29 protein-coding genes, 1 tRNA gene and 1 riboswitch are annotated in these 24,972 nt (G+C 65.8%); of the genes, 26 read left to right on the top strand and 4 right to left on the bottom strand.

Annotated elements, in window-relative coordinates:
* Positions 1-19: 19 nt before the first annotated feature.
* From steA to EV641_RS19560, 12 genes are all read left to right on the top strand, one after another.
* Positions 20-1,204 (top strand): putative cytokinetic ring protein SteA, encoded by a 1,185-nt coding sequence (steA, locus tag EV641_RS19615; protein WP_054714399.1) that lies wholly within the window; start codon positions 20-22, stop codon positions 1,202-1,204.
* Entirely contained in the window at positions 1,201-2,145 is a 945-nt protein-coding gene (locus EV641_RS19610) for a copper transporter (protein ID WP_132473931.1), read from the top strand. The genes steA and EV641_RS19610 overlap by 4 nt, the downstream gene beginning before the upstream one ends.
* Positions 2,146-2,318: 173 nt before the next feature.
* Entirely contained in the window at positions 2,319-4,094 is a 1,776-nt protein-coding gene (locus EV641_RS19605; protein ID WP_132473929.1) for a CTP synthase, read from the top strand.
* A 3-nt stretch (positions 4,095-4,097) separates the two neighbouring features.
* Entirely contained in the window at positions 4,098-4,724 is a 627-nt protein-coding gene (locus EV641_RS19600) for an NUDIX hydrolase (RefSeq protein ID WP_132473927.1), read from the top strand.
* A gap of 5 nt (positions 4,725-4,729) precedes the next feature.
* Positions 4,730-5,647, top strand: a complete 918-nt coding sequence (gene xerD / locus EV641_RS19595; protein ID WP_132473980.1) for a site-specific tyrosine recombinase XerD — start codon at positions 4,730-4,732, stop codon at positions 5,645-5,647.
* A 155-nt stretch (positions 5,648-5,802) separates the two neighbouring features.
* Positions 5,803-6,864 (top strand): ParA family protein, encoded by a 1,062-nt coding sequence (locus EV641_RS19590; RefSeq protein ID WP_241997358.1) that lies wholly within the window; start codon positions 5,803-5,805, stop codon positions 6,862-6,864.
* Between the two features lie 3 nt (positions 6,865-6,867).
* Positions 6,868-7,761 (top strand): segregation/condensation protein A, encoded by an 894-nt coding sequence (locus EV641_RS19585; protein WP_054720057.1) that lies wholly within the window; start codon positions 6,868-6,870, stop codon positions 7,759-7,761.
* 89 nt (positions 7,762-7,850) lie between these two features.
* Positions 7,851-8,483 (top strand): SMC-Scp complex subunit ScpB, encoded by a 633-nt coding sequence (gene scpB, locus EV641_RS19580; protein ID WP_132473976.1) that lies wholly within the window; start codon positions 7,851-7,853, stop codon positions 8,481-8,483.
* A 10-nt stretch (positions 8,484-8,493) separates the two neighbouring features.
* The gene (locus EV641_RS19575) at positions 8,494-9,546 is read left to right on the top strand and encodes a pseudouridine synthase (RefSeq protein ID WP_199233318.1); all 1,053 of its coding nucleotides are present in this window, start codon (positions 8,494-8,496) and stop codon (positions 9,544-9,546) included.
* Positions 9,547-9,578: 32 nt separating this feature from the next.
* On the top strand, positions 9,579-10,241 hold the full coding sequence (cmk, locus tag EV641_RS19570; RefSeq protein ID WP_132473972.1) for a (d)CMP kinase: 663 nt from the start codon (positions 9,579-9,581) through the stop codon (positions 10,239-10,241).
* On the top strand, positions 10,238-11,668 hold the full coding sequence (gene der / locus EV641_RS19565) for a ribosome biogenesis GTPase Der (protein ID WP_132473925.1): 1,431 nt from the start codon (positions 10,238-10,240) through the stop codon (positions 11,666-11,668). Before cmk ends, der begins: the two co-directional genes overlap by 4 nt.
* Before the next feature lie 91 nt (positions 11,669-11,759).
* Positions 11,760-11,833: transfer RNA gene (locus EV641_RS19560), tRNA-Pro, on the top strand.
* 62 nt (positions 11,834-11,895) lie between these two features.
* Here the strand turns inward: EV641_RS19560 and EV641_RS19555 are convergent.
* A complete protein-coding gene (locus EV641_RS19555) occupies positions 11,896-12,258 on the bottom strand; it encodes a helix-turn-helix domain-containing protein (protein ID WP_054720504.1) in 363 nt (120 codons plus the stop codon).
* Positions 12,259-12,404: 146 nt separating this feature from the next.
* On the opposite strand from EV641_RS19555, the gene EV641_RS19550 reads away from it, so the two are divergent.
* Positions 12,405-13,298, top strand: coding sequence for an NAD(P)-binding domain-containing protein (locus tag EV641_RS19550; protein WP_132473923.1), 894 nt, complete (start codon positions 12,405-12,407; stop codon positions 13,296-13,298).
* Positions 13,289-14,200 (top strand): NAD(P)-binding domain-containing protein, encoded by a 912-nt coding sequence (locus tag EV641_RS19545; RefSeq protein ID WP_132473921.1) that lies wholly within the window; start codon positions 13,289-13,291, stop codon positions 14,198-14,200. The genes EV641_RS19550 and EV641_RS19545 overlap by 10 nt, the downstream gene beginning before the upstream one ends.
* A gap of 80 nt (positions 14,201-14,280) precedes the next feature.
* Here the strand turns inward: EV641_RS19545 and EV641_RS19540 are convergent, their stop codons facing one another.
* Positions 14,281-15,288, bottom strand: coding sequence for an AraC family transcriptional regulator (locus tag EV641_RS19540; RefSeq protein WP_132473919.1), 1,008 nt, complete (start codon positions 15,286-15,288; stop codon positions 14,281-14,283).
* Positions 15,289-15,428: 140 nt separating this feature from the next.
* On the opposite strand from EV641_RS19540, the gene EV641_RS19535 reads away from it, so the two are divergent.
* The gene (locus EV641_RS19535) at positions 15,429-16,079 is read left to right on the top strand and encodes an NAD(P)-binding oxidoreductase (protein WP_054713555.1); all 651 of its coding nucleotides are present in this window, start codon (positions 15,429-15,431) and stop codon (positions 16,077-16,079) included.
* Between the two features lie 121 nt (positions 16,080-16,200).
* A complete protein-coding gene (locus EV641_RS19530; RefSeq protein WP_054713556.1) occupies positions 16,201-16,611 on the top strand; it encodes a VOC family protein in 411 nt (136 codons plus the stop codon).
* A gap of 38 nt (positions 16,612-16,649) precedes the next feature.
* Here EV641_RS19530 and EV641_RS19525 read toward each other — a convergent pair whose 3' ends face one another.
* Positions 16,650-17,045, bottom strand: a complete 396-nt coding sequence (locus EV641_RS19525; RefSeq protein WP_054713557.1) for an MmcQ/YjbR family DNA-binding protein — start codon at positions 17,043-17,045, stop codon at positions 16,650-16,652.
* Between the two features lie 9 nt (positions 17,046-17,054).
* Entirely contained in the window at positions 17,055-18,074 is a 1,020-nt protein-coding gene (locus EV641_RS19520) for a phosphotransferase family protein (protein ID WP_132473917.1), read from the bottom strand.
* 151 nt (positions 18,075-18,225) lie between these two features.
* Between EV641_RS19520 and EV641_RS19515 the strand changes: the two genes are divergently transcribed.
* The 10 genes from EV641_RS19515 to EV641_RS19470 all read left to right on the top strand — a co-directional run bounded on the left by EV641_RS19515 (position 18,226) and on the right by EV641_RS19470 (position 24,799).
* Complete coding sequence (locus EV641_RS19515; RefSeq protein ID WP_132473915.1) at positions 18,226-18,843, top strand: CoA pyrophosphatase; 618 nt, start codon at positions 18,226-18,228, stop codon at positions 18,841-18,843.
* Between the two features lie 82 nt (positions 18,844-18,925).
* Entirely contained in the window at positions 18,926-19,537 is a 612-nt protein-coding gene (locus tag EV641_RS19510) for a CDP-alcohol phosphatidyltransferase family protein (protein WP_241997357.1), read from the top strand.
* A complete protein-coding gene (locus tag EV641_RS19505; protein ID WP_132473911.1) occupies positions 19,534-20,400 on the top strand; it encodes a DUF881 domain-containing protein in 867 nt (288 codons plus the stop codon). The genes EV641_RS19510 and EV641_RS19505 overlap by 4 nt, the downstream gene beginning before the upstream one ends.
* Positions 20,397-20,756, top strand: coding sequence for a DUF1290 domain-containing protein (locus EV641_RS19500; protein WP_054713560.1), 360 nt, complete (start codon positions 20,397-20,399; stop codon positions 20,754-20,756). Before EV641_RS19505 ends, EV641_RS19500 begins: the two co-directional genes overlap by 4 nt.
* A 3-nt stretch (positions 20,757-20,759) precedes the next feature.
* On the top strand, positions 20,760-21,497 hold the full coding sequence (locus tag EV641_RS19495) for a DUF881 domain-containing protein (protein ID WP_054713561.1): 738 nt from the start codon (positions 20,760-20,762) through the stop codon (positions 21,495-21,497).
* Positions 21,498-21,540: 43 nt separating this feature from the next.
* On the top strand, positions 21,541-21,945 hold the full coding sequence (gcvH, locus tag EV641_RS19490) for a glycine cleavage system protein GcvH (RefSeq protein WP_132473909.1): 405 nt from the start codon (positions 21,541-21,543) through the stop codon (positions 21,943-21,945).
* A 152-nt stretch (positions 21,946-22,097) separates the two neighbouring features.
* Complete coding sequence (gene garA, locus EV641_RS19485) at positions 22,098-22,562, top strand: glycogen accumulation regulator GarA (RefSeq protein ID WP_054713563.1); 465 nt, start codon at positions 22,098-22,100, stop codon at positions 22,560-22,562.
* On the top strand, positions 22,562-23,299 hold the full coding sequence (locus EV641_RS19480; RefSeq protein ID WP_132473907.1) for a MerR family transcriptional regulator: 738 nt from the start codon (positions 22,562-22,564) through the stop codon (positions 23,297-23,299). The genes garA and EV641_RS19480 overlap by 1 nt, the downstream gene beginning before the upstream one ends.
* A gap of 148 nt (positions 23,300-23,447) precedes the next feature.
* A complete protein-coding gene (locus EV641_RS19475; protein WP_132473905.1) occupies positions 23,448-23,921 on the top strand; it encodes a bifunctional nuclease family protein in 474 nt (157 codons plus the stop codon).
* A 251-nt stretch (positions 23,922-24,172) separates the two neighbouring features.
* Positions 24,173-24,799: a MerR family transcriptional regulator gene (locus EV641_RS19470; RefSeq protein WP_054713565.1), complete on the top strand. Its 627-nt coding sequence runs from the start codon at positions 24,173-24,175 to the stop codon at positions 24,797-24,799.
* Positions 24,800-24,856: 57 nt separating this feature from the next.
* Positions 24,857-24,954, top strand: a riboswitch (glycine riboswitch).
* Positions 24,955-24,972: the final 18 nt, after the last annotated feature.

Raw genomic sequence — 24,972 nt, 5'->3', positions numbered from 1 at the left:
CAGGAGCATCATTCTCACCATGAAGATGCCGGCGCTGCTGTCCCGCAACAATGAAACGCTGCCCGGAGTGAGCGGTATCGCCCGGGTCGACAAGAACACCGCGAAACTGGTCCGCCGGGTCGGCCCCGGCGACATCGTCATCCTCGACGCAGTCGACCTCGATCGGGTCACCGCCGACGCCCTCGTCGAAGCGGGGGTCTCCGCTGTCGTCAACGCCTCGGCGTCGATTTCCGGTCGATACCCGAACCTCGGCCCGGAAGTCCTCGTCGCCAACGACATCGTCCTGATCGACAGTGTCGGGTCGGATCTGTTCAAGAAGGTCAAGGACGGCGCCAAGGTCCGGCTGCACGAGGGTGGGATCTACGCCGGGGACCGTCTGCTCGTCGAAGGTGAGGAACAGACCGAAGCCGAGATCTCCGATCGCATGATCGAGGCGAAGACCGGACTGGTCGACCACCTCGAGGCGTTCTCGGGCAACACCATCGAATTCATCCGGTCGGAGAGCCCGCTGCTCATCGACGGTGTGGGTATCCCCGAGATCGACCTCGACCTGCAGGATCGACACGTCGTGGTGGTCACCGGCGGACCCGACCATGCGCAGGACCTGAAGAACCTGAGGCCCTTCATCAAGGAGTATTCACCGATCCTGGTGGGCGTGGACTCCGGTGCGGATGCCCTGACCAAGGCCGGCTATCGACCCGACCTGATCATCGGCGACCCGGACGGTATCGGTACCGCCACCCTCCAGTCCGGCGCGGAGGTGGTTCTGCCCGCCGACCCGGACGGGCACGCCCCCGGACTCGAACGCATCCAGGATCTCGGGATCGGTGCGATGACGTTCCCCGCGGCCGGCACGTCCACCGACCTCGCGCTCCTCCTCGTCGACCATCACGGCGCAGCACTGGTCGTCACCGTGGGCAGCACGGTCTCTCTCGACGAGTTCTTCGATCAGGGTCGCCGCGACACCAATCCGTCGGCGGTCATGACGCGCCTGAAGGTCGGTCCGAAACTGGTCGATTCGAAAGCCGTCGCCACCCTGTATCGCAGCCGGGTCTCCGGTGGTGTGATCGCGCTGCTCGTCTTCGCGGCACTGATCGCTGTCATCGCCGCGTTGGTCGTGTCCAATCTCGGTGGCGACGTCGTCGACTGGGTCACGACCTGGTCGGCCGATTCCGTCGAGTGGGTTCGGGGTCAGTTCGAGTGATTTCGATGCGCCAGCACGCGGTCTCCCTGATCGCGGTGTTCTTGGCACTCGGTCTCGGCGTCGTTCTCGGCTCGGGGCTGTTGTCGAACAGCCTCGTGGCCGGTTTGCGCGATGACAAAGATGACATGGGCCGCGAACTTCAGGCCGAACATGATCGAGCCAACCGGCTGGACTCCGAGCTGCGTGCCACCGACGACTACGACGCCACTGTCGCACCGCGCGTGGTACGCGACGAGCTCGTAGATCGGACGGTTCTCGTGGTGACGACCCCTGATACCGACCCAGCCGATCTCGACGCGGTGATGCGCACTGTGGCCTCCGCGGGCGGCACCGTCAGCGGGCGACTGTCGTTGACGGAATCGTTCCTCGACGCCGCCGGAGCCGACATGCTCCGCACCACTGTCACCAATATCATTCCCGCCGGTGTGCAACTGCAGACCGGCGCCGTCGATCCGGGCAGCCTCGCGGGCGACCTGCTCGGCGCGGTACTGCTCGTCGATCCCGAGACCGGTGTGCCTCGCAGCACCCCGGAGGAACGCGAACTCGCATTGTCCGCGCTGCGCAGCGGTGGATTCATCTCCTACGACGGAGCCGTCGAGCCTGCCCAGTCCGCCCTGATGCTCACGGGCAGCGGTGTCGAGGACATCGACGGGGGCAACCGCGGGGCACTCATCGCCCGTTTCGCGGCGGCCGTCGACGCTCGTGGCGCGGGTGCCGTGCTTGCCGGCCGACCCGAATCGGCCGTCGGCAACGGTCCTCTCGCTGTGGTCCGCGCCGATGCGGCCCTGTCCGCGGGACTCTCCACCGTCGACAATCTGGACCGCGAAGCGGGGCGGAGCACCACGGTGCTGGCCCTGCGCGAACAGTTCGACGGCGGCGCCGGCCGTTACGGAACAGGGCCCGGTGCAGCGGCGGTCACCGTGGGATCCACCGCGCGGTGACCGGGGTACGGATTCGTTTCGCGCTGTGATGTCCACGGCATCGAGGCCCCACAATCGCCAGCCGGGTACGCCCTGGCCGCTTCAGGTGTTACCGTGAAGTTCCGTGGGTCGGCAGGCCCCAGCTGTATCGTCTGAAGTCCAAAAGTCCTGCACCTGACGTCACGGGAGCTTCGTTGCCACAGTCACGCCAATCGCGTACCCCTACCAAACACATCTTCGTCAGTGGGGGCGTCGCATCCTCGCTGGGCAAAGGACTCACCGCGTCGAGTCTCGGCGCACTGCTCACCGCACGCGGCATGCGCGTGACCATGCAGAAGCTCGACCCGTATCTCAACGTCGATCCCGGCACCATGAATCCTTTCCAGCACGGTGAGGTGTTCGTCACAGAGGACGGCGCCGAGACCGACCTCGACGTGGGGCACTACGAGCGCTTCCTCGACCGCAACCTCAATGCCGACGCGAACGTCACCACCGGCCAGGTGTACTCGACCGTCATCGCGAAGGAACGGCGCGGCGAATACCTCGGCGACACCGTCCAGGTGATCCCGCACATCACGGATGAGATCAAGCGTCGCATCCTGGCGATGTCCGCACCCGACGCCGAGGGCCACACGCCCGATGTCGTGATCACCGAGATCGGTGGCACGGTCGGTGACATCGAATCCCAGCCGTTCCTCGAAGCGGCCCGACAGGTCCGCCACGAAGTGGGCCGTGACAACTGCTTCTTCCTGCACGTGTCGCTGGTGCCGTATCTCGGCCCGTCCGGTGAGCTGAAGACCAAACCCACCCAGCACTCGGTGGCCGCGCTGCGCAACATCGGCATCCAGCCCGATGCGCTCGTGCTGCGGTGCGACCGCGACGTGCCCGCCTCCCTCAAGGCGAAGATCTCGCTGATGTGTGACGTCGACGTCGCAGGCTGCATCTCGTGCCCCGACGCACCGAGTATCTACGACATCCCCAAGGTGCTGCACAGCGAAGGCCTGGACGCCTACGTCGTGCGTCAGCTCGGACTCCCGTTCCGTGACGTCGACTGGACGGTGTGGGGAGACCTGCTCGACCGTGTCCACAAGCCGCGCGAAACCGTCGAAGTTGCCCTCGTCGGGAAGTACATCGACCTGCCCGACGCCTACCTGTCGGTCACAGAAGCACTGCGTGCGGGCGGATTCGCCCACCGCGCGAAGGTCAAGATCCGCTGGGTCGCCTCCGATGAATGTGAAACCGAGGCCGGTGCACAGACACATCTCGGCGACGTCGACGCGGTACTCATTCCGGGTGGCTTCGGCATCCGCGGTATCGAGGGCAAACTCGGGGCGATCAGGTTCGCGCGGTCCCGGAAGATCCCACTGCTCGGACTGTGCCTCGGTCTGCAGTGCGTCGTCATCGAAGCGGCCCGCTCGGTCGGTATCGCCGATGCATCCTCCACCGAGTTCGACCCGGACACCACGGCGCCCGTGATCTCCACGATGGCCGATCAGGAACAGGCCGTTGCCGGTGAAGCCGATCTCGGCGGCACCATGCGTCTCGGTGCCTATCCCGCTGTGCTGGCCAAGGGGTCGATCATCGCGAAGACGTACGGCAGCGACGAGGTTTCCGAACGCCACCGTCACCGCTTCGAGGTCAACAACGCCTACCGCGATCGGATCGCGAAGTCCGGGCTCGTGTTCTCCGGCACCTCACCGGACGGGCGACTCGTCGAATTCGTCGAGTACCCGGCAGACATCCATCCGTTCTTCGTTGCGACTCAGGCTCATCCGGAACTCAAGAGCCGCCCGACCCGCCCGCACCCGCTGTTCGCCGGGTTGGTCTCTGCGGCACTGAAGTACAAGGCCGCCGAACGCCTCCCGGTCGATGTGCACGGAGATGACGGCACGCGCAACGCCGCCGATTCGGCCGAGGCGGAGGCAGAGGCCGAGACCGTGGCGTCCGCGTCCAGCGTCGACGCGGACTAGAGCATGGCGCAGCGACACGAATTCCGGACCCTGTCCTCGCAGCGCATCTATACAGGTGCCATCGTGTCGCTGCGCGTCGACGAGGTGGCGATGCCGGACGGACACCGCGCCCACCGCGAGGTTGTCGAACACTTCGGTGCGGTAGCGGTCGTCGCCATCGACGAGCACGACAGGGTGGTTCTGATCGATCAGTACCGGCACCCGCTCTGCCGGCGATTGTGGGAGCTGCCCGCCGGCCTCCTCGATGAGGCCGGCGAGGCGCCGCTCGACGCCGCGAGACGTGAACTCGCGGAGGAGACCGGGCTCGCGGCGCAGCATTGGGAGACGCTTGTCGACGTTGCCCTCTCGCCCGGATTCACAGACGAAGCGGTGCGGATCTTCGTGGCCCGCGGCCTGTCAGAGGTGAACCGGCCGGAACCCGAACACGAGGAAGCCGACCTCGAGATCCACCGGGTCCCACTCGCCGAGGCCGTGTCGATGGCGTTGTGCGGTGAGATCGTCAACGCCACAGCGGTGTCGGGCATACTCGCATCGGCCGCCGCGAATGCCTCCGGGGCCGAACTGCGCCCCTCCGACGCGCCGTGGCCCGACCGGCCCAGCGCGTTCTCCCGCACTCGCTCGGGGGAGTGACCTCGGTGCTGGCGGGACAACTCGACACGTACCTCGACCATCTGACAGTCGAACGCGGTGCCGCGGCGAACACCCTGTCTTCCTACCGGCGCGATCTGGACCGCTACCTGGACTATCTCACGGACTGCGGGATCAGCGATCTCGCGGAAGTCCGTGAGGAGCACGTCGCCGAGTTCGTGGCGGTGTTGCGTCGCGGCGACCCGGACCGCGACCGTCCGGCGCTTGCCGCCAGTTCGGTCGCGCGTGCCTTGATCGCGGTACGTGGACTACACCGCTTCGCGGCTGCCGAGGGCCGGACACCGAGCGACGTAGCGCGTGCCGTCAAACCCCCCACCGCGGGGCGACGTCTCCCGAAGTCACTCACCGTGGATCAGGTGACGGCGATTCTCGACGCGGTCGGCGGTGAGTCGGACGGCCCTCGTGGCCTCCGGGACCGGGCCCTGTTGGAAGTGCTCTACTCGACCGGTGCCCGCATCTCCGAGGCGGTGGGGCTCGACGTCGACGACGTGGACACCGACACCCGGGCGGTGCTCCTGCGCGGAAAGGGTGGCAAACAACGACTCGTACCCGTCGGACGTCCTGCACTCGCAGCGCTCGACGCCTATCTCGTGCAGGGTCGGCCCGCCCTCGCCGCCGGACACACCGCGGCGTTGTTCCTCAACGCACGCGGCGGACGATTGTCGCGGCAGAGTGCGTGGCAGGTCCTGCAGACCGCCGCCGAGCGAGCCGAGATCACCACCGGTGTTTCACCGCACACACTCCGGCATTCGTTCGCGACCCACCTGCTCGACGGTGGCGCCGATGTCCGGGTGGTGCAGGAGTTACTCGGGCATGCTTCTGTGACGACGACGCAGATCTACACGCTGGTCACCGTGGGTGCGTTGCGGGAGGTCTGGGCCGGCGCGCACCCCCGCGCGCGCTGATCGGGGCGCCCCGGAAATGCGTGTCCGTCCCCGCAACACGGCATCCAGGCGGTAGCGTTCATGAAGCAAGGACGCGGTAGCGTTCCGGATACGGAACGGCAACGATTTCGCTCGCTAGACGCACAGTAGGACGCAGAACAGGGGGAGCACCGCTCGTGGGCACACCTCGGCCATCTGCCACAGACAGCGCACATCTGAACATTGCACACGCGGCCACGCAGGACTGGCCGGCGCCGGTCCGTTCCGTGGCCGATTACCGGCCGTCGGCCGAACCGCGATCACCCGGCGACAACACAGTGGACACCACCGAGGCGGCACCGGTCGAAAGCGCCGAGGCGGCACCGGTCGAAAGCGCCGAGGCGGCACCGACCGGCAATACGGGTCTCGGTCCCACGGGCCGTCCACGCCGGCACATTCCCGAACCACCGGCACTGGCGTTGCACGGTCCCGCCAAGATCATCGCGATGTGCAACCAGAAGGGCGGAGTGGGCAAGACCACCTCCACCATCAACCTGGGTGCTGCTCTCGCCGAATGCGGACGTCGCGTGCTGCTCGTCGACCTCGATCCCCAGGGTGCTCTGTCGGCCGGACTCGGTGTCGCCCATCATGATCTCGAGCTGACCGTCCACAATCTGCTGGTCGAACCCCGGGCAGACACCGACGACGTGCTGATCGACACGCACATCGAGAACCTCGATCTGCTGCCCAGCAACATCGACCTGTCCGCCGCCGAGATACAGCTCGTCTCCGAGGTCGGGCGCGAACAGGCGCTGGGTCGTGCCCTGTACCCGGTTCTCGAACGCTACGACTACATCCTCGTCGACTGCCAGCCGTCACTCGGCCTGCTCACCGTCAACGCTCTGGCCTGCGCCGACTCGGTGCTCATCCCGATGGAATGCGAATTCTTCAGCCTCCGCGGGCTGGCTTTGCTCAACGACACCGTCGCCAAGGTCAGGGATCGGCTCAATCCGCGCCTCGCCGTCGCCGGGATCCTCGTGACCATGTTCGACTCGCGGACGCTGCACGGCCGTGAAGTGATGTCCCGAGTGGTCGAGGTTTTCGGAGACCTCGTCTACGACAGCGTCATCTCCCGTACCGTCAAGTTCCCCGAGACCAGCGTCGCCGGCGAACCGATCATCACCTGGGCGCCGAAATCCGGTGGCGCCGAGTCGTATCGGACGCTGGCCCGCGAAGTGATCCACCGGGCCGGCCACTGATCCGTGTCTGCACCTACCCGGGACACCACCGAGGCGGACTCCTCTGCTGCTGTCGCCGATACCGTCGCTGTCGCCGATGAGTCCGCTGACCGGACACCGGAACCCGAGAGCGCCACCGGCGGATTCCGGGTCCGGCTCCGCAACTTCGAGGGCCCGTTCGATCTCCTTCTCACTCTGATCTCGCAGCGCCGCCTCGACGTCACCGAAGTCGCGTTGCACGAGGTCACCGATGAATTCATCGCCTATACGAGGCAACTCGGTCCTGAACTCGGACTCGACCAGACCACTGAATTCCTTGTCGTGGCCGCGACACTGCTCGACCTCAAAGCGGCCCGTCTACTGCCTTCCGGGGACGTGGACGACCCCGAGGACCTCGCGCTGCTCGAGGCCCGCGACCTTCTGTTCGCGCGCTTGCTGCAGTACCGGGCCTACAAACAGATCGCCGAACAGTTCGCCGAACTCGAAAACGCTGCGCTCCGTCGCTACCCGCGGGCGGTGTCCCTCGAAGAATGCTTCGAGAATCTCGTGCCGGAGGTTGTTCTCGGCGTCGACACACAGCGCTTCGCCGAGATCGCCGCCGCAGCGTTCCGACCCAAACCGATCCCCACAGTCGGGTTGGACCACCTGCACGTCGCGACGGTGTCGGTGCCCGAGCAGGCCGCACACATCCTCGCCCTGCTGAAGGACAACGGCGCCGGGCAATGGGTCGGCTTCGACGTCCTCACCGCAGACTGCGAGCACGGACTACTGGTGGTCGCACGGTTCCTCGCACTGCTCGAGCTCTATCGTGAACGCGCAGTCACCTTCGAACAACCCGACCCGCTCGGGCCACTCCAGGTGGCCTGGACCGGAGAGAACGCCGAGAACGCCATCGACTTCGAGGAGGATTACGGGTGAGCGCCGACACTCCCGGCCCCACACCGCCCGCACACGAACAGCCCGACCCTCCTGGCGACGAGCGGGCCTGGGACGGTGAACTGCTCGACATGGCCGACGACGAGCTCACCGCGGCACTCGAAGCGTTGCTCCTGGTGGTCGACACACCTGCCTCCTGCGACCAGCTCGCCGCCGCGATCGGTGTCACCGCCGACCGAGCCGATCGAGCCCTTCACACACTCGCTTCCGATCTGGATGCGCGTGGTTCCGGTATCGATCTGCGCTATGCGGGCGACGGCTGGCGGTTCTACACCCGCCGCGACTACGCCCCCTACGTCGAGAAGCTCCTTCAGGGTGGGGCGCGCACCAAGCTCACCCGCGCGGCGTTGGAAACGCTCGCGGTCGTCGCCTACCGGCAACCGGTGACCCGCAGCCGCGTCAGCGCCGTCCGTGGCGTCAACGTCGACGGGGTGATGCGCACGTTGCTCGCCCGTGATCTCATCGACGAATCCGGCACCGATCCCGAGACCGGCGGCACCCTCTATACCACCACCGAGTTGTTCCTCGAACGCCTCGGCCTCGCATCGTTGAGCGATCTGCCGCCCGTCGGCCCCCTGTTGCCCGACGTAGATGTGATCGATGACATCAGCGACAGCCTCGAAGCGGACCCGAGGTTTGAGAGAATAGGAAAGAACGCGCGCGCTGAGACACTCTCACCCGCGGAGTTCGATCCAGAGAACTGACAGGAAAAAAGTGAAAAAGCCCGCTCGCCGTGATGGCACACCGGACCATCAACGAACCGCCCGCCCCGTGAAGGGCAAGGGCACCGGCAGATCCTCTTCCGCCCGCCGGTCGGACCCCCGCGCACAGGATGCTCCGAACTCCACCGCAGGGAATGCAGCTGCAGGTAAGAAGCCTCATCGAGGTCAGGGAAGCGCCCCGCTGAACAAGCGAGGTAGGCCCGCCGCACCGAAGCCCCAGGCCCGCCGGACCTCGGCGACACCCACCATCAGCAATGCCAAGCCTGCCCGCCACCAGCACAGCGTCGCCGAACCGGCGAAGCTGCCCTCCGGCGAAGGCGTGCGCCTGCAGAAGGTCCTCGCCCAGGCCGGCGTAGCCTCGCGACGTGCCGCCGAAGAGATGATCGACCGCGGCCGCATCGAGGTAGACGGGGTCATCGTTCGGGAGCAGGGACTGCGTGTCGACCCCGAGAATGCCGTGATCCGCGTCGACGGTGTCCGCGTGGTCGTCAAGAAGGACCTCGTCCATCTCGTGCTCAACAAGCCCCGCGGATGGCAGTCCACCATGTCCGACGATCTGGGCCGCCCCTGCGTCGGCGACATCGTCTCCGAGCGGGTCGCCGCGGGACAGCGTCTGTTCCATGTCGGTCGACTCGACGCTGACACCGAAGGGCTGTTGCTGCTCACCAACGACGGTGAACTCGCGCATCGGCTCATGCACCCGTCATTCGAGGTCAACAAGACCTACCTAGCCACAGTCAAGGGCGTTCTCCCGCGCGGCATCGGCAAACAGCTCAAGGCAGGTGTCGAACTCGAGGACGGTCCGGCCAAGGTCGACAGGTTCGCGCTGCTCGAGGTGAACGAAGGTCAGTCCCTCGTACGGCTGGATCTGCATGAGGGCCGCAAGCACATCGTGCGTCGGCTGCTCGACTTCGTCGGTCATCCCGTGATCCGTCTGGTGCGTACCAACATCGGTCCCGTCGCGCTCGGTGACCAGCGCCCCGGCACCCTCCGTGTCCTCGGGCGCAACGAGGTCGGCGGTCTCTACCAGGCGGTGGGTCTGTGACCGGCACTTCGGCAGGCGGATTGATCGTCGCGATGGACGGTCCGTCGGGCACCGGCAAATCCAGCGTCTCCAAGCTCCTCGCACGGCAACTCGGTGCCGCATACCTCGACACCGGCGCCATGTACCGGATCGCAACGCTGTATGCGCTGCGCCGCGGCGCCGATCTGGCCGACCCCGCCGCGATCGCCGCGACCGTCGCCGACCTACCCTGGTCGATCGGCACGGACCCCGAGGTCGAAGACATCCGGCTCGACGGACAGGACGTGCGCGACGAGATCCGCGGCGCCGAGGTGACCGCTGCGGTCTCCGCCGTCTCCGCGGTCCCGGAGGTGCGCGAACTGCTCGTCGCGGCGCAGCAGCGACTCGGCCTCGCAGCGCACCGGGTCGTCGTCGAAGGACGCGACATCGGCACCGCAGTGTTCCCGGATGCGGATGTGAAGATCTTCCTCACCGCATCTGCGGAAGCACGCGCACAGCGACGCAACGCACAGAACATCGCGGAAGGCCGCGGCGACGACTACGACGCGGTACTTGCATCGGTGCAGCGCCGCGACCATCTCGACTCCACGCGCACAGTGTCGCCTCTGCGCGCCGCGGACGACGCCGTCGTTGTGGACACCAGCGACATGAACATCGATGAGGTGACTGCGGCGCTGACCGCCGTGGTCACCGAGCAGACGGGAGCGACGCTGTGAGCGACGACGTCACAACGGAGTACATCAACGACGGTGCCGACGGCACGTGGTCGGAGGAATCGGACTGGGATCTCGACTTCGAGACAGGGGCCGACCTCGAAGAGTTCGTTCCCATCCCGACAGTCGCGGTCGTAGGCCGTCCCAACGTCGGCAAGTCCACCCTGGTCAACCGCATCATCGGTCGACGTGAGGCCGTCGTCGAGGACATTCCCGGCGTCACCCGCGACCGTGTGTCGTACGAGGCGAACTGGAACGGCCGACGCTTCATGGTCCAGGACACCGGTGGCTGGGAACCCGATGCCAAGGGGATGCAGCAGTCGGTGGCGCGTCAGGCCGAGGTCGCCATGCGCACCGCCGACGCAATCCTCGTGGTCGTCGATGCCACTGTCGGCGCGACCTCCGTCGACGAGGCAGTCGCCAAGGTCCTGCGCCGGTCGAAGACACCGGTCCTGCTCGTCGCGAACAAGGTTGACGACGACCGCGTCGAAGCCGAAGCGGCCGCGTTGTGGTCGCTCGGGCTCGGCCAGCCCTATTCGGTCTCCGCCACGCACGGTCGTGGCACCGGTGATCTGCTCGATGATCTACTCGAGAAGATGCCGCCCACACCGCGCGAGGGGACGGGTGGGGGAGGGCCCCGCCGTGTCGCACTGGTGGGCAAGCCGAATGTCGGCAAGTCCAGCCTGATCAACAAACTTTCGGGCGACGAGCGGTCGGTGGTGCACGACGTCGCTGGCACCACCGTCGACCCCGTGGACTCGGTCGTCGAACTCGGCGGCAAGCCGTGGCGCTTCGTCGACACCGCCGGCCTGCGCAAGCGGGTCAGCCATGCATCGGGCGCTGAGTTCTACGCATCGTTGCGCACCCGGGCCGCGATCGACGCCGCGGAGGTGGCGGTGCTGCTCATCGATGCGTCAGTGCCGATCACCGAGCAGGACCAGAGAGTGATCTCGATGATCGTCGAATCGGGTCGCGCACTCGTGATCGCGTTCAACAAGTGGGATCTCGTCGACGAGGACCGACGTCACGAACTGGGCCGCGAGATCGAGCGAGATCTGCTGCGCGTGCCGTGGGCGGCGCGGGTCAACATCTCCGCCAAGACCGGCCGCGCCGTACAGAGGCTCGTACCGGCCATGGAAACCGCACTCGAGTCGTGGGACAAGCGCATCTCCACGGGCCGACTCAACACCTGGCTCAAGGAAGTGGTGGCTGCGACACCGCCGCCGATGCGGGGTGGACGTCTGCCCCGTGTGATGTTCGCGACCCAGGCGGCGACACGTCCGCCGACGTTCGTGTTGTTCACCACCGGCTTCCTCGAAGCCGGCTACCGCCGCTTCCTCGAACGGAAGCTGCGTGAGGAGTTCAACTTCGACGGCAGCCCCGTCCGTATCTCCGTGCGAGTACGGGAGAAGCGCGACCGACGCAAGTAGACCCGAATCCACGGAATTGGCGCTGACCAGCCGATTCGCCTTTCGGTCCGTACCTGTTGTAATCTCAACGAGCGCTCGACGAGAGCGCGGACGGGCTGTGGCGCAGCTTGGTAGCGCACTTGACTGGGGGTCAAGTGGTCGCAGGTTCAAATCCTGTCAGCCCGACCGAAAGGCCCCGGTGAGATCTGATCTCACCGGGGCCTTTTCGTGTTTCGCGTGGCGTCGAGTCAGTCCGAGAGTTCGATGGAGACGCGCTCGGCCCCGATCCGTTCGATCCGCCGTTGCCCCCACACGCCCAGCGGGCCGAGCGCCGCGTTCAAGCTGCGGCCGTGCTCGGTGAGTGAGTATTCGACCCGAGGTGGAACCTCTCGGTAGACCTCGCGTTGAACGAGCTCGTCTGCTTCCATCTCCCGCAGATGCTGAACCAACATCTTCTCGCTGACTCCCGGTAGCCCGCGCCTGAGTTCGCCGAATCGCCGGGTGCCGTTGTCCAGCTCCCACAGGATCAACGACTTCCATTTTCCGGACACCACATCCATTGCGGCATCGATCCCGCAGATGTACGGGCCGGTTCTGGGCGATCGAGGCATCACACTCTCCTTGATACTTACCAATTGGTGGGTATCGAACAATTTAGTGGGTACTTGTTACACACACAGCTAGTGGGCAGCATGACAACTGTCGATCGGCACCGACAGTTGTCAACATCCCACTTTCGTGAGGAACACATCAGGTCATGAACACACCCGTCACCGTCAGCATCCTCGGCCTCGGCGAAATGGGGCGCGCCCTCGCGTCCGCGCTGCTGAGGGCCGACCGTTCCGTCGTCGTCTGGAATCGCACCCCCGGTAAGGGAATCGAGTTGGCGCAGGCCGGCGCGGTGGAAGCGGCAACCGCCGCTGATGCAGTCGACGCAGCGGATCTGATCATCGTCTGCCTGCTCGACCACACCTCCGTTCGCGACACTCTGGACCCGGTCGCCGACCGGCTGCGAAGCCGCACGCTGATCAACCTGACCACCAACTCGCCGGAAGAGGCCCGCGAACTCGGCCGCTGGGCTGTCGCTGCGGGCATCGCCTATGTGGACGGCGGAATCATGGCGGTGCCGTCCATGATCGCGGGTCCCGGCTCGGAAATTCTCTACAGCGGGGACGAGAAGGCCTTCCGGCGCTGCAAGGAAGTTCTCGACACCTGGGGCACGAGCACCTACCTCGGCCGCGATGCGGGGTTGGCGTCTCTGTACGACCTGGCCCTATTGGCCGGTATGTACGTGATGTTCGCCGGATATATGCAGGGGGCCGCGCTCGTCCGCACCGCCGGCATCAGCGCCACCGACTTCGCCGGCCGCGCGGCGCCGTGGATCTCGGCGATGACCCACGGACTCGCCGACTTCGGCCGGGTGATCGACGGCGGCGACTACACCGTCGCCGGTCAGCAGAGTCTCGATTTCTCCGACCTGTCCACGATGTTGGACGCAGCAGCACACGCCGGGATCGGCGTCCAACCCATTGCGATGGTGCAGAGGTTGATCGCCGCAGAACGGGACTCCGGCCACGGCACCGACAGTTTCGCGCGCATCGTCGAATCCATCGCACATCCCACTCCTGAAGGGACTTTCTCATGCCTGTGACCACTACTGCGCTCACCGTCATCGGCCTCGGGCCGATGGGGCAGGCGATGACTCGCATACTGCTGGCTGCCGGCCACCCCGTCACCGTCTGGAACCGGACACCGGCGCGCGCCGATGCTCTGGTCGAAACAGGAGCGACGAGAGCATCCGAGCCGGCCGCGGCGGTCACGGCATCGGAGCTGACCATCCTCAGCCTGACCGACTATCAGGCGATGTACGACATTCTCGACCCGATCGAGGATCTGACCGGCCGGACCATCGTCAACCTCAGCTCCGATACCCCGGAACGCACCGCGTCGGCGGCCGACTGGGTGGCCGGTCGGGGCGGCCACCTCGTCGCGGGCGGGGTCATGGTGCCCGCACCGATGCTCGGCACCGACGCTGCCTATGCCTATTACAGCGGGGATCCGGACGCCTTTCGCCGCTGGGAACCTGTCTTGCGGCTTCTAGGGTCGACCCGATTCCTCGGTGCCGACGTACGACTGGCCCAGCTCTTCTATCTGGCAAACCTCGATGTCTTCCTGACCACGCTGGCGAGCATGCTCCATGCGGCCGCACTGATCCAGTCGGTCGGCGGCCCGGTCGAGAATGCTCTCGCGGACCTGTACGAACATGTGCAACTGATCCCGTCGATCATCGGGCCGAGCGCAGAGTTGGCCGCCGATCTCGTCGGGGGCAGTCACCCGGGGGAGCTGAGTACTGTGACGATGATGGGCGCCACCGCCGGCCACATCGTCGAGGCCAGTGTCGAATCCGGGGTTGGGCGTGGATTGCCGGACGCGATCAAGAACCTGTACGACGCCGCGACCGCCGCAGGACACGGTGGGGACAACTGGACAAGTCTGTTCGAGGTGATCAAGGCCGAACACCGAAAGCAGGCCGGCGTGCCCACCGGCCTGTAGAGCGCACCGAAACGGTCGGACAGGACCGCTCGTGAGGTTGCGAGCGTCGGCAACCGGGCAGCACCACGGATGCCGGTGCGCTACCGACGGGTGGCGAATACGCCGTCGGTGCGGCGGCGGACCGATCCTGGAGACACGCCTGTGATCCTCTTGAATGCCTTCGAGAACGCCGCTTCGGACTCGTAGCCCGACCGCGACGCGAGTTCGGCGACCGTCGCGCCGTCCTGCAACGCGACGGTCGCCGACTCCATCCGCCATCGACCGACGTACCGCATCGCGGGTTCGCCGACCAACTCGGTGAACCGCGCCGCGAACGCCGACCGCGACATCGCCGCTTCCCGTGCGAGGGACTCGACCGTCCACGGCCGTTCGGGGGCGCGGTGAACGGCAGCGAGCGCACGGCCGACCTGTGGGTCCTGCAGAGCGCCGATCCATCCGCGCCGGGCCGCCGGCGCGGAGTCGATCCAACTCCGGATTGCCATGATCACAAGAACGTCCGCCAATCGCGTGAGCACCGCTTCGCCACCCGGCAGCACGTGTTGCGCTTCGTCGGCCATCAACGACAACACCTGCGTCGTCGTGCTGCGCCTCGCCGACGCGGTCGTGTCCATCCGCAGGATGGGCGGCAGCAACGCCACCAGACGCCGTGCAGTCGGATGATCGAACTCGACGACCCCGCACACCAGAGTGGAGCGTTCACCACCTCCGCCGCAGCGCAGAACCGAATAGTGGTCGCCGATCATGGTCTGGGGGAGTAGATCCACGCGTCCCGCGCATCCGGTGCTGGGGACGCTCGGGTCGCTCCGCATCAGGTGTCCCGCCCCGTGCGGCACGATGACGAATTCTCCGGGGAGGAGCCGCGCCGACGCCGAATTGGGGACCTCGAGCCACATTTCGCCTGAGACGACCAGGTGGAAGCTCACGCTGTCGGCCACCGGCGGCATCTCCAGCGCCCACGGCGCGGTCAATTCCGACCGGCAGTAGAAGCCGCCACGCATGCGCAGCAGGTGAAGCGCCTCCGCGAGTGGATCGACCGGTGTCCACGGATAGAGCACGTTGTCGGTCTCCCGAACCCTCTCGATCGTCATGTGTTCACCCTCACCGCTTGGTGTTCATCCGTCCAGCCCCGCAGGACGAATGAACATGAGGGTCGGACGGAGAGTCATAGAACGTCCTGAAGAACGTTCATACGGTGGACACATCATCCGAACAACCTCAGGAGAACCTCATGAAAGTACTCGTCATCGGGGCAACGGGTGGCTCCGGCCGTGCTGCCGTCACTGCACTCCTCGACCGCGGCCACGACGTCACCGTCATGGTGCGCACCGTCGAAGCCCAGCAGACGTTCGGCGACGGACCCATCGGCGTGATCGGCGATGCCACCCGACCCGACGACGTCGACCGCGCAGTCCGCGGCCAGGACGCCGTCATCGTCACCCTCGGCATCACCGAGAACCCCGTCCGTGTACGGCTGCGTGGCCCGGCGCGTACTGCACTCGACGTGCGGTCCACCGGGACCCGCAACATCATCGACGCGATGCAACGTCACGGCGTGCGGCGCCTGATCGTCCAGACCACATACGGAGTGGGTGACACCGACGGCCGGCTGCCGTTGCGTTACAAGCTCATGTTCTCGCTGCTTCTCGGGCCACAGGTCGCCGACACCGTGATCCAGGACCGCTTCGTGCACGAGAGCGGCCTCGACTGGACCCTCGTGCAACCGGTCAACCTGACCGACTCGACCGATGGCGGAGACGCGTTCACGTCGACCAGCGGCGAGCTCGTAGGCTGGCAGGTCGCGCGCAGCAAGGTCGGTCGGGTCCTTGCTTCCGCTGTCGACGACGAGGAGAACGTGAGGCGAACAGTGGCGGTGTCCTGAGCCGGGATCCGTCGAAAGGCTCCACGAGCGAGCATGACGGGACACGATGAGAAACGGCAATGCACAGAGTCCATCTGTGTAATGCCGACTCATCTTTCCTCCGACAGATCAGGAGCTCGCGGTGACCACTCGACTCAATCCGTACATCAGCTTCCGTGACAACGCGCGTGACGCGATGGAGTTCTACAAGGCCGTCTTCGGTGGGGAACTCGCGATCAGCACCTTCGGGGAGGGGCAACCTACCGGCGACGCCGCGGTGGACAGCAAGGTCATGCATGCGATGCTCACCACCGCCAGCGGTTTCGTGCTGATGGCCTCGGACACGCCTCCCGGCATGGACAACACCCCCGGAACCAATTTCACCATCTCGCTGAGCGGCGACGACGAGGCCGAACTCCGCGGCTACTGGGACCGACTCGTCGACGAAGGCGCCATCACCATGCCGCTCGAGAAGGCGCCCTGGGGTGACAGCTTCGGAGCCTGCACCGACAAGTTCGGTGTTCAATGGATGGTCAACATCAGCGCCGGCTGAGCTGTCGGGCACCCATCAGCCCGTCCTGGGCGAGGGGTTCAACCGAGGCGTTCATCCAGTTCGCGCACCAGCTTCACGGGCGCCGTCTCACGGAACGACATGTCGACCAGTTCTGCGACCTCGGCCCAGTCCACAGCGTCGCGGTCGAGATCGTAGCCGACCCACCCCGACGGACCCAGGTACATGGGCAGATACGTGTGAGCTTCACCGAGCAGGGCGCGTCGTTCATCGGCGTCGGGCTTGACGATCAACGACCGGGGAAACGGTGCGCGGGTGTCCTTCTCGGATCCGCCGTAGACCGCGAACGACGTCTTGGTGAAGAAGAACGGACGGCCGTGCGAGATCTTCTCCTGGGCGCCGGGATACGCCAGGACGAGGGCGCGCACCCGAGCCAGCAACGGATCCGTCTCGTCGAACATGATCGGATGCGGCATGGAGGAACCTTACCTCCGGAGGGCCGAAACCCCCTCGTGGAGGAGGGGTTCCACAGCGTCTCCGAAGGCGCTGAAACCTTCGCCCACGGTCTGGCCCTGCAGGAAGCGGAAATGGATTCCCTCGAGGATCACCGCGAGCTTGAAATAGGCCAGCCCCAGATGGAAAGCCATCCCCGACAGGTCCCTGCCGCTCGCGTCCGCATAACGGGACAGCGCTTGGTCGTCGCCGAGGAAACCGGGGGCGCGCGACACCGTCGACACCGGGACCGGCCCGTCCCTGCGCGCAAGCTGCTGGTAGACCATGAGCAGCGCGACGTCGGTGAGCGGATCACCGAGAGTTGCCATCTCCCAATCCAGCACCGCCGCAACCTGATCGTTCTCGCCTATCAGCACGTTGTCGAGGCGGTAGTCGCCGTGCACGATCGTAGAACCGCTCGTCGCGGGTAGCTGCTCGACCAGTAACCGGTGCAGTTCATCGGCGCCTTCGAGTGTGCGGCTCCGGGACGCGTCGAGTTGCGTCTGCCACCGGCGCACCTGGCGTTCGAGGAATCCTTCGGCCCGGCCGAAGTCCTCGAGCCCTACCGCTGCCGGCTGCACCGAGTGCAGCCTTGCCAGGGTGTCGACCATCCGCTCGGAGATCGCACGCACCCGATCCCGCCCGAGAGGCGCGAGTTCCTCGGCCGTGCGAAACGGTGTGCCCTCGACCAGTTCCATGATGTAGAAGGGTGCCCCGATGATCTCGGTATCGGCACACAGCAGGAAGGTGCGCGGCACAGGTACCTCGGTTCCGGCGAGCGCAGTGATCACGCGGTGCTCGCGGGTCATGTCGTGCGCGGTTCTCAACACGTGTCCGAGCGGTGGTCGCCGCAGGACGAGTTCCCGCCTGCCGTCGCTCACGCCGTAGGTGAGGTTCGATCGTCCACCGCTGATCAGGCGGGCGGTCAGAGGTCCGTCGAACAGGTGGGGGGCAGCGGTCCGGAGGTAACTGCGGAGGAGCCTGGTATCCAGGCCCGCGGGGTCGGTGCTCATGGTGTCCCTTCTCGGTTCGGTGGGGACGACGGAATCGCGTGTGAGGGAGCGTAGTCGGACTGGATACAGCTGTCTCCAGTTCCGACATGCAGATTTCGGACTTGACGGAATACCTTTATAAACAGAAGTTTAGTTGGGATAATGTCAAAATATGCCCATATCGAGCGCACTGACGCATACGACACTTCGGGATTCCTTCGCACGCTTCGAGTCGCGTCGGATTCCGCTCGAAGGGCGCCGTCACGCCGCCGTCGTCATCGCCGTTCTGGACGACGGCGCCGGTAGCCCGGTCATGCCCCTGACACGTCGACCGACGAAGTTGCGCGCGCACCCCGGCCAATTCGCGCTCCCCGGCGGACGCCTCGACCCGGGCGAGACACCCGAAGAGGCGGCGTTGCGGGAATTGCACGAAGAACTCGGGCTCGACGCCCCTCCGGACGCCATCGTGGGACGGCTCGACGACTACGTGACCCGATCCGGATACGTGATGTCACCGTTCGTCGTACGCTCCGACGCCGCGATCGCCGATCTGAAGCCGAGCCCCGACGAGGTCGACGTCCTGTTCTCCGTCACGGAGGCAGAGCTGGACAGCGAGCCGCGATTCGTCGACATCCCCGAATCCGACAAGCCGGTCATCCAGTGGCCGTTCCGTGGCCACCTCATCCACGCACCTACCGCCGCTGTGGTCTACCAGTTCCGTGAGGTGGCACTCCATCGTCGGCACACTCGTATCGATGGTCTCGAACAACCGGTATTCGCATGGCGCTGACCACCTCGTGACGCCGCTCGCGGCCGATGTGAAAGGCTTGGCCGCTGAACCACGGAGATCGGAAAGGGGCACGATGGGTGACGTGACGACACCGGACGACACCCATCCGGGCGCCGACCGTATCCTCACCATCCCGAACCTGCTCAGTTTCGTGCGGCTGCTCGGAATTCCTCTCTTCCTCTACCTGATCCTCGTCGTCCACGCGGACGTGTGGGCGCTCGTGATCCTCTTCCTCAGCGGCTTCACCGATTGGGCCGACGGCAAGCTCGCGCGCCTGCTCGATCAGGCTTCCCGACTCGGCGCGCTGCTCGACCCGATGGTCGACCGTCTCTACATCGTCACCACCCTCATCGCGTTGGTGGCGCGGGACGTCATTCCCTGGTGGATCGCCGCGATCCTGATCGGACGCGAGCTCGTTCTCGCCCCCACACTCGCCGTGTACCGGCGTCGCGGTATGCCCCCGCCGGACGTTCTCTATCTGGGTAAGGGCGCGACGTTCCTCCTCATGTGCGCACTGCCGCTGCTGCTGCTCGACCTCGCGGTACCCGCAACGTCCGCTGTCGCACACCCACTCGGTTGGGCCGCACTGATCTGGGGCTCGGCCCTCTATGTCTGGACCGGGCTGCTCTACCTGGGTCGGGCCCTGTGGATCGCGCGTGCCGTAACCCCCAGCGAGGGGCAAGCCGCCGAGTGAGCCGCCGCTGGGAACAGATCCCCCGAAACCCGGTGCCGTCACTGCTCAAGTCGCTGCTCGAGGATCACCTCGACCCCGGCTATGCCGCAGCTGCTGCGGACCGGGCAGCGGGTCGCGCCACCTCGTCGCCGCGACGCACCAGGACCTGGCTCGTCATCGGCAGCATCCTCGCCGGTCTCGTCCTCGGCGTGGCCTACGCCGAGAACACCGATCGCGAACCTGGCGCCGACCAGGCGCGCACCGAAATTCTCGATTCGCTGCGCACCAGCGACGAACGCATCGCCACCCTTGTCGTCCGCCGCGACGAACTGAGGGACACCGTCGAGCAGCGCAGCGCCGAACTGGTCGCCCATGATGCGCAGGGTGCGGCAACCCTCGACGAACTGCGCGCGGCACAGATCGCTGCCGCCGCGGTACCTGTCACCGGGCCCGGAATCACTGTCACCCTCTCCGATCCGGTGGGCCGACCGAACCTTTCGGACCCGTCCGTTCGCGACGACACCGGCAACACCGCGACCGTCCTCGACCGAGATCTGCAATCTGTGGTCAATGCTTTGTGGGGTGGTGGTGCCGAAGCCGTATCGGTCGGCGGCGTACGTGTCGGCCCCGGTGTGACCATCCGGCAGGCCGGAGGAGCGATGCTGGTCGACAACCAGCCGGTGTCCTCGCCGTACGTCGTCTCTGCCGTCGGGCCCCAGGCACAGATGCAGACGGATTTCGTGGTGAGCGACGCATACCTGAGGCTCTCGGGCATCAAACAGCTCTACGGGGTAGGTTTCACGATCGCCGAGACCGGTGAGCTCGAACTGCCGGCGGCCACGGTACGTACAGTCGAATCGGCTCGGGAAGCGGGGAATCGGTGAAGCACCTTCGACACGGTCAGGCGCTGTATGCGGTGCTGGCACTCGCGATCGGCATTGCTGCCGGGATCGTGTTCAGTCCGCAGGTGCCCGACGTGGTGCAGCCCTACCTGCCGATCGCGGTGGTCGCTGCCCTCGACACCGTGTTCGGCGGATTGCGTGCCTATCTCGATGACATCTTCGATGCGAAGGTATTCGTCGTTTCCTTCGTGTTCAACGTCCTCGTCGCCGCACTCATCGTGTGGCTCGGGGACCAACTCGGCGTAGGCACCCAGCTCTCCACAGCCGTCATCGTCGTCCTCGGGATCCGTATCTTCGGTAACGCGTCGGCCCTGCGCCGCAGACTCTTCGGGGCGTGAGCGATGACCGAGGATCTCCCCGAAGACATTCGGCCCGACGCGCCGGGCCCGCGGCGCGAGCGCCGGGTGTACGCGGTACTCGCGGCGCTGCTCGTGGTTCTGCTCGGCACGGCCATCGCCACGCAGGTGAAGAACACCGATACCGGCGACAACCTCGACTCCGCCCGTCCGGCAGACCTGCTCGTGCTCCTCGACAACCTCAATCGACGTGAGGCGGCGTTGCGGCAAGAGATCACAGGCCTCGAGCGCACCCTCGAAGGATTCGAGCAGAACGGTTCGGATGCCGCGCTCGCGGAGGCCCGCGCTCGTCTGCAGAACCTGTCGATCCAGCTCGGTACCGTTCCAGCGACCGGGCCGGGCGTCGTCCTGACGATCGACGACCCGCTCGGTGGAGTGGGTTCGGAGGTCGTCCTCGATACGATCCAGGAGCTTCGCGCGGCGGGCGCGGACACGATGCAGATCACAGGCGCCGACGGAACATCTGTGCGTATCGGCGTCGACTCGTGGGTCACGGGGCAGGGAGGGGATCTGACCGTCGACGATCGAAAGCTGTCTGCGCCCTATACGGTTACGGCCATCGGGGAAGGTCCGACGCTTGCGGCGGCACTGAACATCCCCGGCGGTGTGGTGGACACGGTCGCTCGCCGCGGCGGGACATTGGACGTCGAACAATTACCGCAGGTCGAGGTGCTCGCCTTGCGGGAAATCGAGCCACGCCAATACGCTCAGCCAGGAAACTGAAACAGACGTTCGTGCCGAATCGTCGCCTCCGAAAGGAACTGCCGTGAGTGAGTTCGAGACGCCCGCTGATCTGCGATACACGGCGGAGCACGAGTGGGTACAGCGGACAGGGGCGACCACCGCCCGGGTCGGGATCACCGACTACGCTCAATCACAGCTCGGTGACGTGGTATTCGTGCAATTGCCGGATGCCGGATCCGCCCTCGCCGCAGGTGATTCGTTCGGTGAGGTCGAATCCACCAAGAGTGTGTCGGACGTCTATGCGCCCTTCGCCGCAACGGTCGCTGCGGTGAACGGCGACCTCGAGGCGAGCCCGGAGTTGGTCAACAGCGCGCCGTACGCGGAAGGGTGGCTCATCGATGTCGAGGCGAACAGCGAGGCGGACCTCGACGCTGCACTCGAGCAGACCCTCGACGCCGCTGGCTACAGAACGATCACAGAAGGATGAGATCCCCTGGGTGACATACCAGCGACTACCTGCACCAGGGGCGTGCGCAGGGTACGGTCGGGTATGGCGTGTGCCGTGTCCGACCGTGGTGGTGGCGAACGAATGACGATCATCCGGGACTACTCGGACGATCGAACGGATAAGGAGAAACGGTGAGCGAGAACGGCAACGCGGGCTACGAAGAGACCCCAGCGGAAACTACTTCGGTGTTTCGTGCCGACTTCCTGAACGAATTGGAGAACGCCGGCGCCGCTGCGACGACCGAAGCACCGGTCTCGGGTGTCGAAGGGCTTCCGGCCGGGGCGGCCCTGCTCGTCGTCAAGCGCGGGCCCAACGCGGGGTCGCGCTTCCTGCTCGACCAGCCCACCACGTCGGCCGGGCGGCACCCGGACAGCGACATCTTCCTCGACGATGTCACGGTCAGTCGGCGCCACGCAGAGTTCCGTCAGGACGACGGCGAGTTCCAGGTAGTAGATGTGGGAAGCCTCAACGGCACATACGTCAACCGTGAACCAGTCGACTCGGCAGTGCTCGCGAACGGCGACGAGGTCCAGATCGGCAAGTTCCGTCTGGTGTTTCTGACCGGCCCACGGGGCACTCAGGGCGCAGGTAGCTGATGACCGCTGCCCACCAGCCGGCGCCGGCAGGCATGTCGATCGGGTCCGTGCTCGACCGACTCCGCCCGGAATTCCCGGACGTGACGATCTCGAAGATCCGATTTCTCGAAGCCGAAGGACTGATCAGTCCGGAGCGCACACCTTCGGGCTACCGGCGGTTCTCCATCGCGGACTGTGAGCGACTCCGGTACGTGCTCACGGCGCAGCGTGATCAGTACCTCCCGCTGAAGGTCATCAAGGAACAGCTCGAGGCGATCGACCGCGGGGCCGCAACGGTGGGGGCCGTCGACTCTCGCCCCAAGCGACCGCGCCAGCTCGCGGTCGCGCGAGGCGAGGTTTCTCCCGAGGATCTTCGTACCGACCGCCAGGTTCGAGTCGGCCGAGACGACCTCTGTGAACGGGCCGGAATCGACACGGTGTTCCTCACGGAGTTGGTGGGCGCGGGGCTCCTCACACCGGGTCCCGCAGGGTTCTTCGACGACGACGCGGTGCTGCTGGCGCGGACGGCGAAGTCGATGTCCCAGTTCGGACTCGAAGTCCGGCACCTCCGTGCGTTCAAATTGGCGGCAGACCGTGAGGCGGGGCTCGTCGCCCAGATCGCCGGACCGATCGCCAAGGGACGCGATGCAGGGGCGCGTGAACGTGCCGAAGAGATGGTTCGTGAACTGGCGGCGCTGTCTCTGACGTTGCACACGTGCCTCGTCAAGGCAGCGGTGCAGGGCTCACTCGATCGTTGAGTGGCCTCGCAACGGCATCGTCCATGCGCAGTGACATCTTCCGGTTTCGGGATCGGGTACCTGACGTATACGGAGGATCACACTAGAATTCAGGCAGTACGTGTCAGCGAGTACGACGACTGACAGGCAGCGGGACGGAGGCGCCGCAATGAGCGAGATGAGGATAGTCGGTATCCGAGTCGAGCAACCGCAGAACCAGCCGGTCCTTCTGTTGCGTGAAGCGGACGGAGAGCGGTACCTGCCGATCTGGATCGGTCAGATGGAAGCAACCGCCATCGCGCTGGAACAGCAGGGCGTGGAACCAGCGCGCCCTCTCACCCACGACCTGATCAAGAATCTTCTCGACGCGTTCGGCCATGCCCTCCTCGAGGTCCGGATCGTGGATCTCCAGGAGGGTACTTTCTACGCCGATCTCGTCTTCGAGGGCGACATGCGGGTCTCGTGCCGGCCCTCGGATGCGGTTGCCGTCGCCCTGCGTACCGGTGCGCCGGTGTTCGCCGAGGAATCCGTGCTGGCCGAAGCGGGCCTCGCGATGCCCGAGGAGAAGGAAGACGAGGTCGAGAAGTTCAAGGAATTCCTCGAATCGGTCTCGCCCGACGACTTCAAGGCAACCGACGGCTGACACGATCTTCCGCCGGTGGGAGGAGTCGAAGTAGTTCGACGACGCCCGGCAACGAACCCGTGTAATGTCGATCGTTACTTTCCGGGTCGGCGTGTTGCTGCCCGACGTGAATCACACAGGGCGTACGCTTGGTTGATCCGTTACGGGATCAAATCGGGTGAGCCGGAGGATGCACGGGATCGGATGCGGTGGGGGATCTGCCTGGTCAGTGGTGGCGAGGGACAACGGGGCGCGCGAGAGGAAGTCACAAAGTGCGAGATCGGCCGCAAGGACAGCAACTCGGTGCCGATTCCGGCGATCGCGTCGCTCCGGTACCCGTATCGGGCACCTCCGAGGACCTGCAGCCGGGGCTGTTTCCCGACAATTCGGTGCCCGATGAGCTGGTCGGCTATCGAGTGCCGATCGCATGCCAGATCGCCGGCATCAGTTACCGCCAACTCGACTACTGGGCCCGAACGAATCTGGTGGTGCCTTCGATCAGGAGCGCGGCGGGTTCGGGAAGCCAGCGGCTGTACTCCTTCAAGGACATCCTGGTTCTCAAGATCGTCAAGCGACTCCTCGATACCGGCGTCTCTCTGCAGAACATTCGTGTGGCCGTCGACCACCTCCGGAGTCGTGGCGTCCGCGACCTGGCCAAGATCACACTCTTCTCGGACGGCACCACTGTGTACGAGTGCACGTCGCCCGAAGAGGTCGTCGACCTCCTCCAAGGCGGACAGGGTGTGTTCGGTATCGCAGTCAGCGGCGCGGTCCGGGAACTGACCGGCAGTATCGCGGACTTCCCGGCCGAGCGCGCCGATGGCTACGACGTCGAGGAGAAGCCCGAGGACGAACTGGCCTCCCGCCGCCGCAACCGCATCAATCGCCGCATCGGATAGGGCGTAGGTCACGCTCCGACGAGAGCGACCCCGATGTGCTCTAGAATCGGTGTGCGTCGACGTCTCGCGGGAGAGTCCCGGACCAACACATCCGGGCGCCGAAGGAGCAGCACCTCTCCGTCAATCTCTCAGGCACCCAGGACCGCGTGAGCTACGACGTCTCTGGAAAGCGG

Source organism: Rhodococcus sp. SMB37 (genome assembly GCF_004345605.1).
GTDB lineage: Bacteria > Actinomycetota > Actinomycetes > Mycobacteriales > Mycobacteriaceae > Rhodococcus.
The sequence above is the reverse complement of the archived record's forward strand: the minus strand, read 5'-3'. Positions and strand labels throughout refer to the sequence as shown.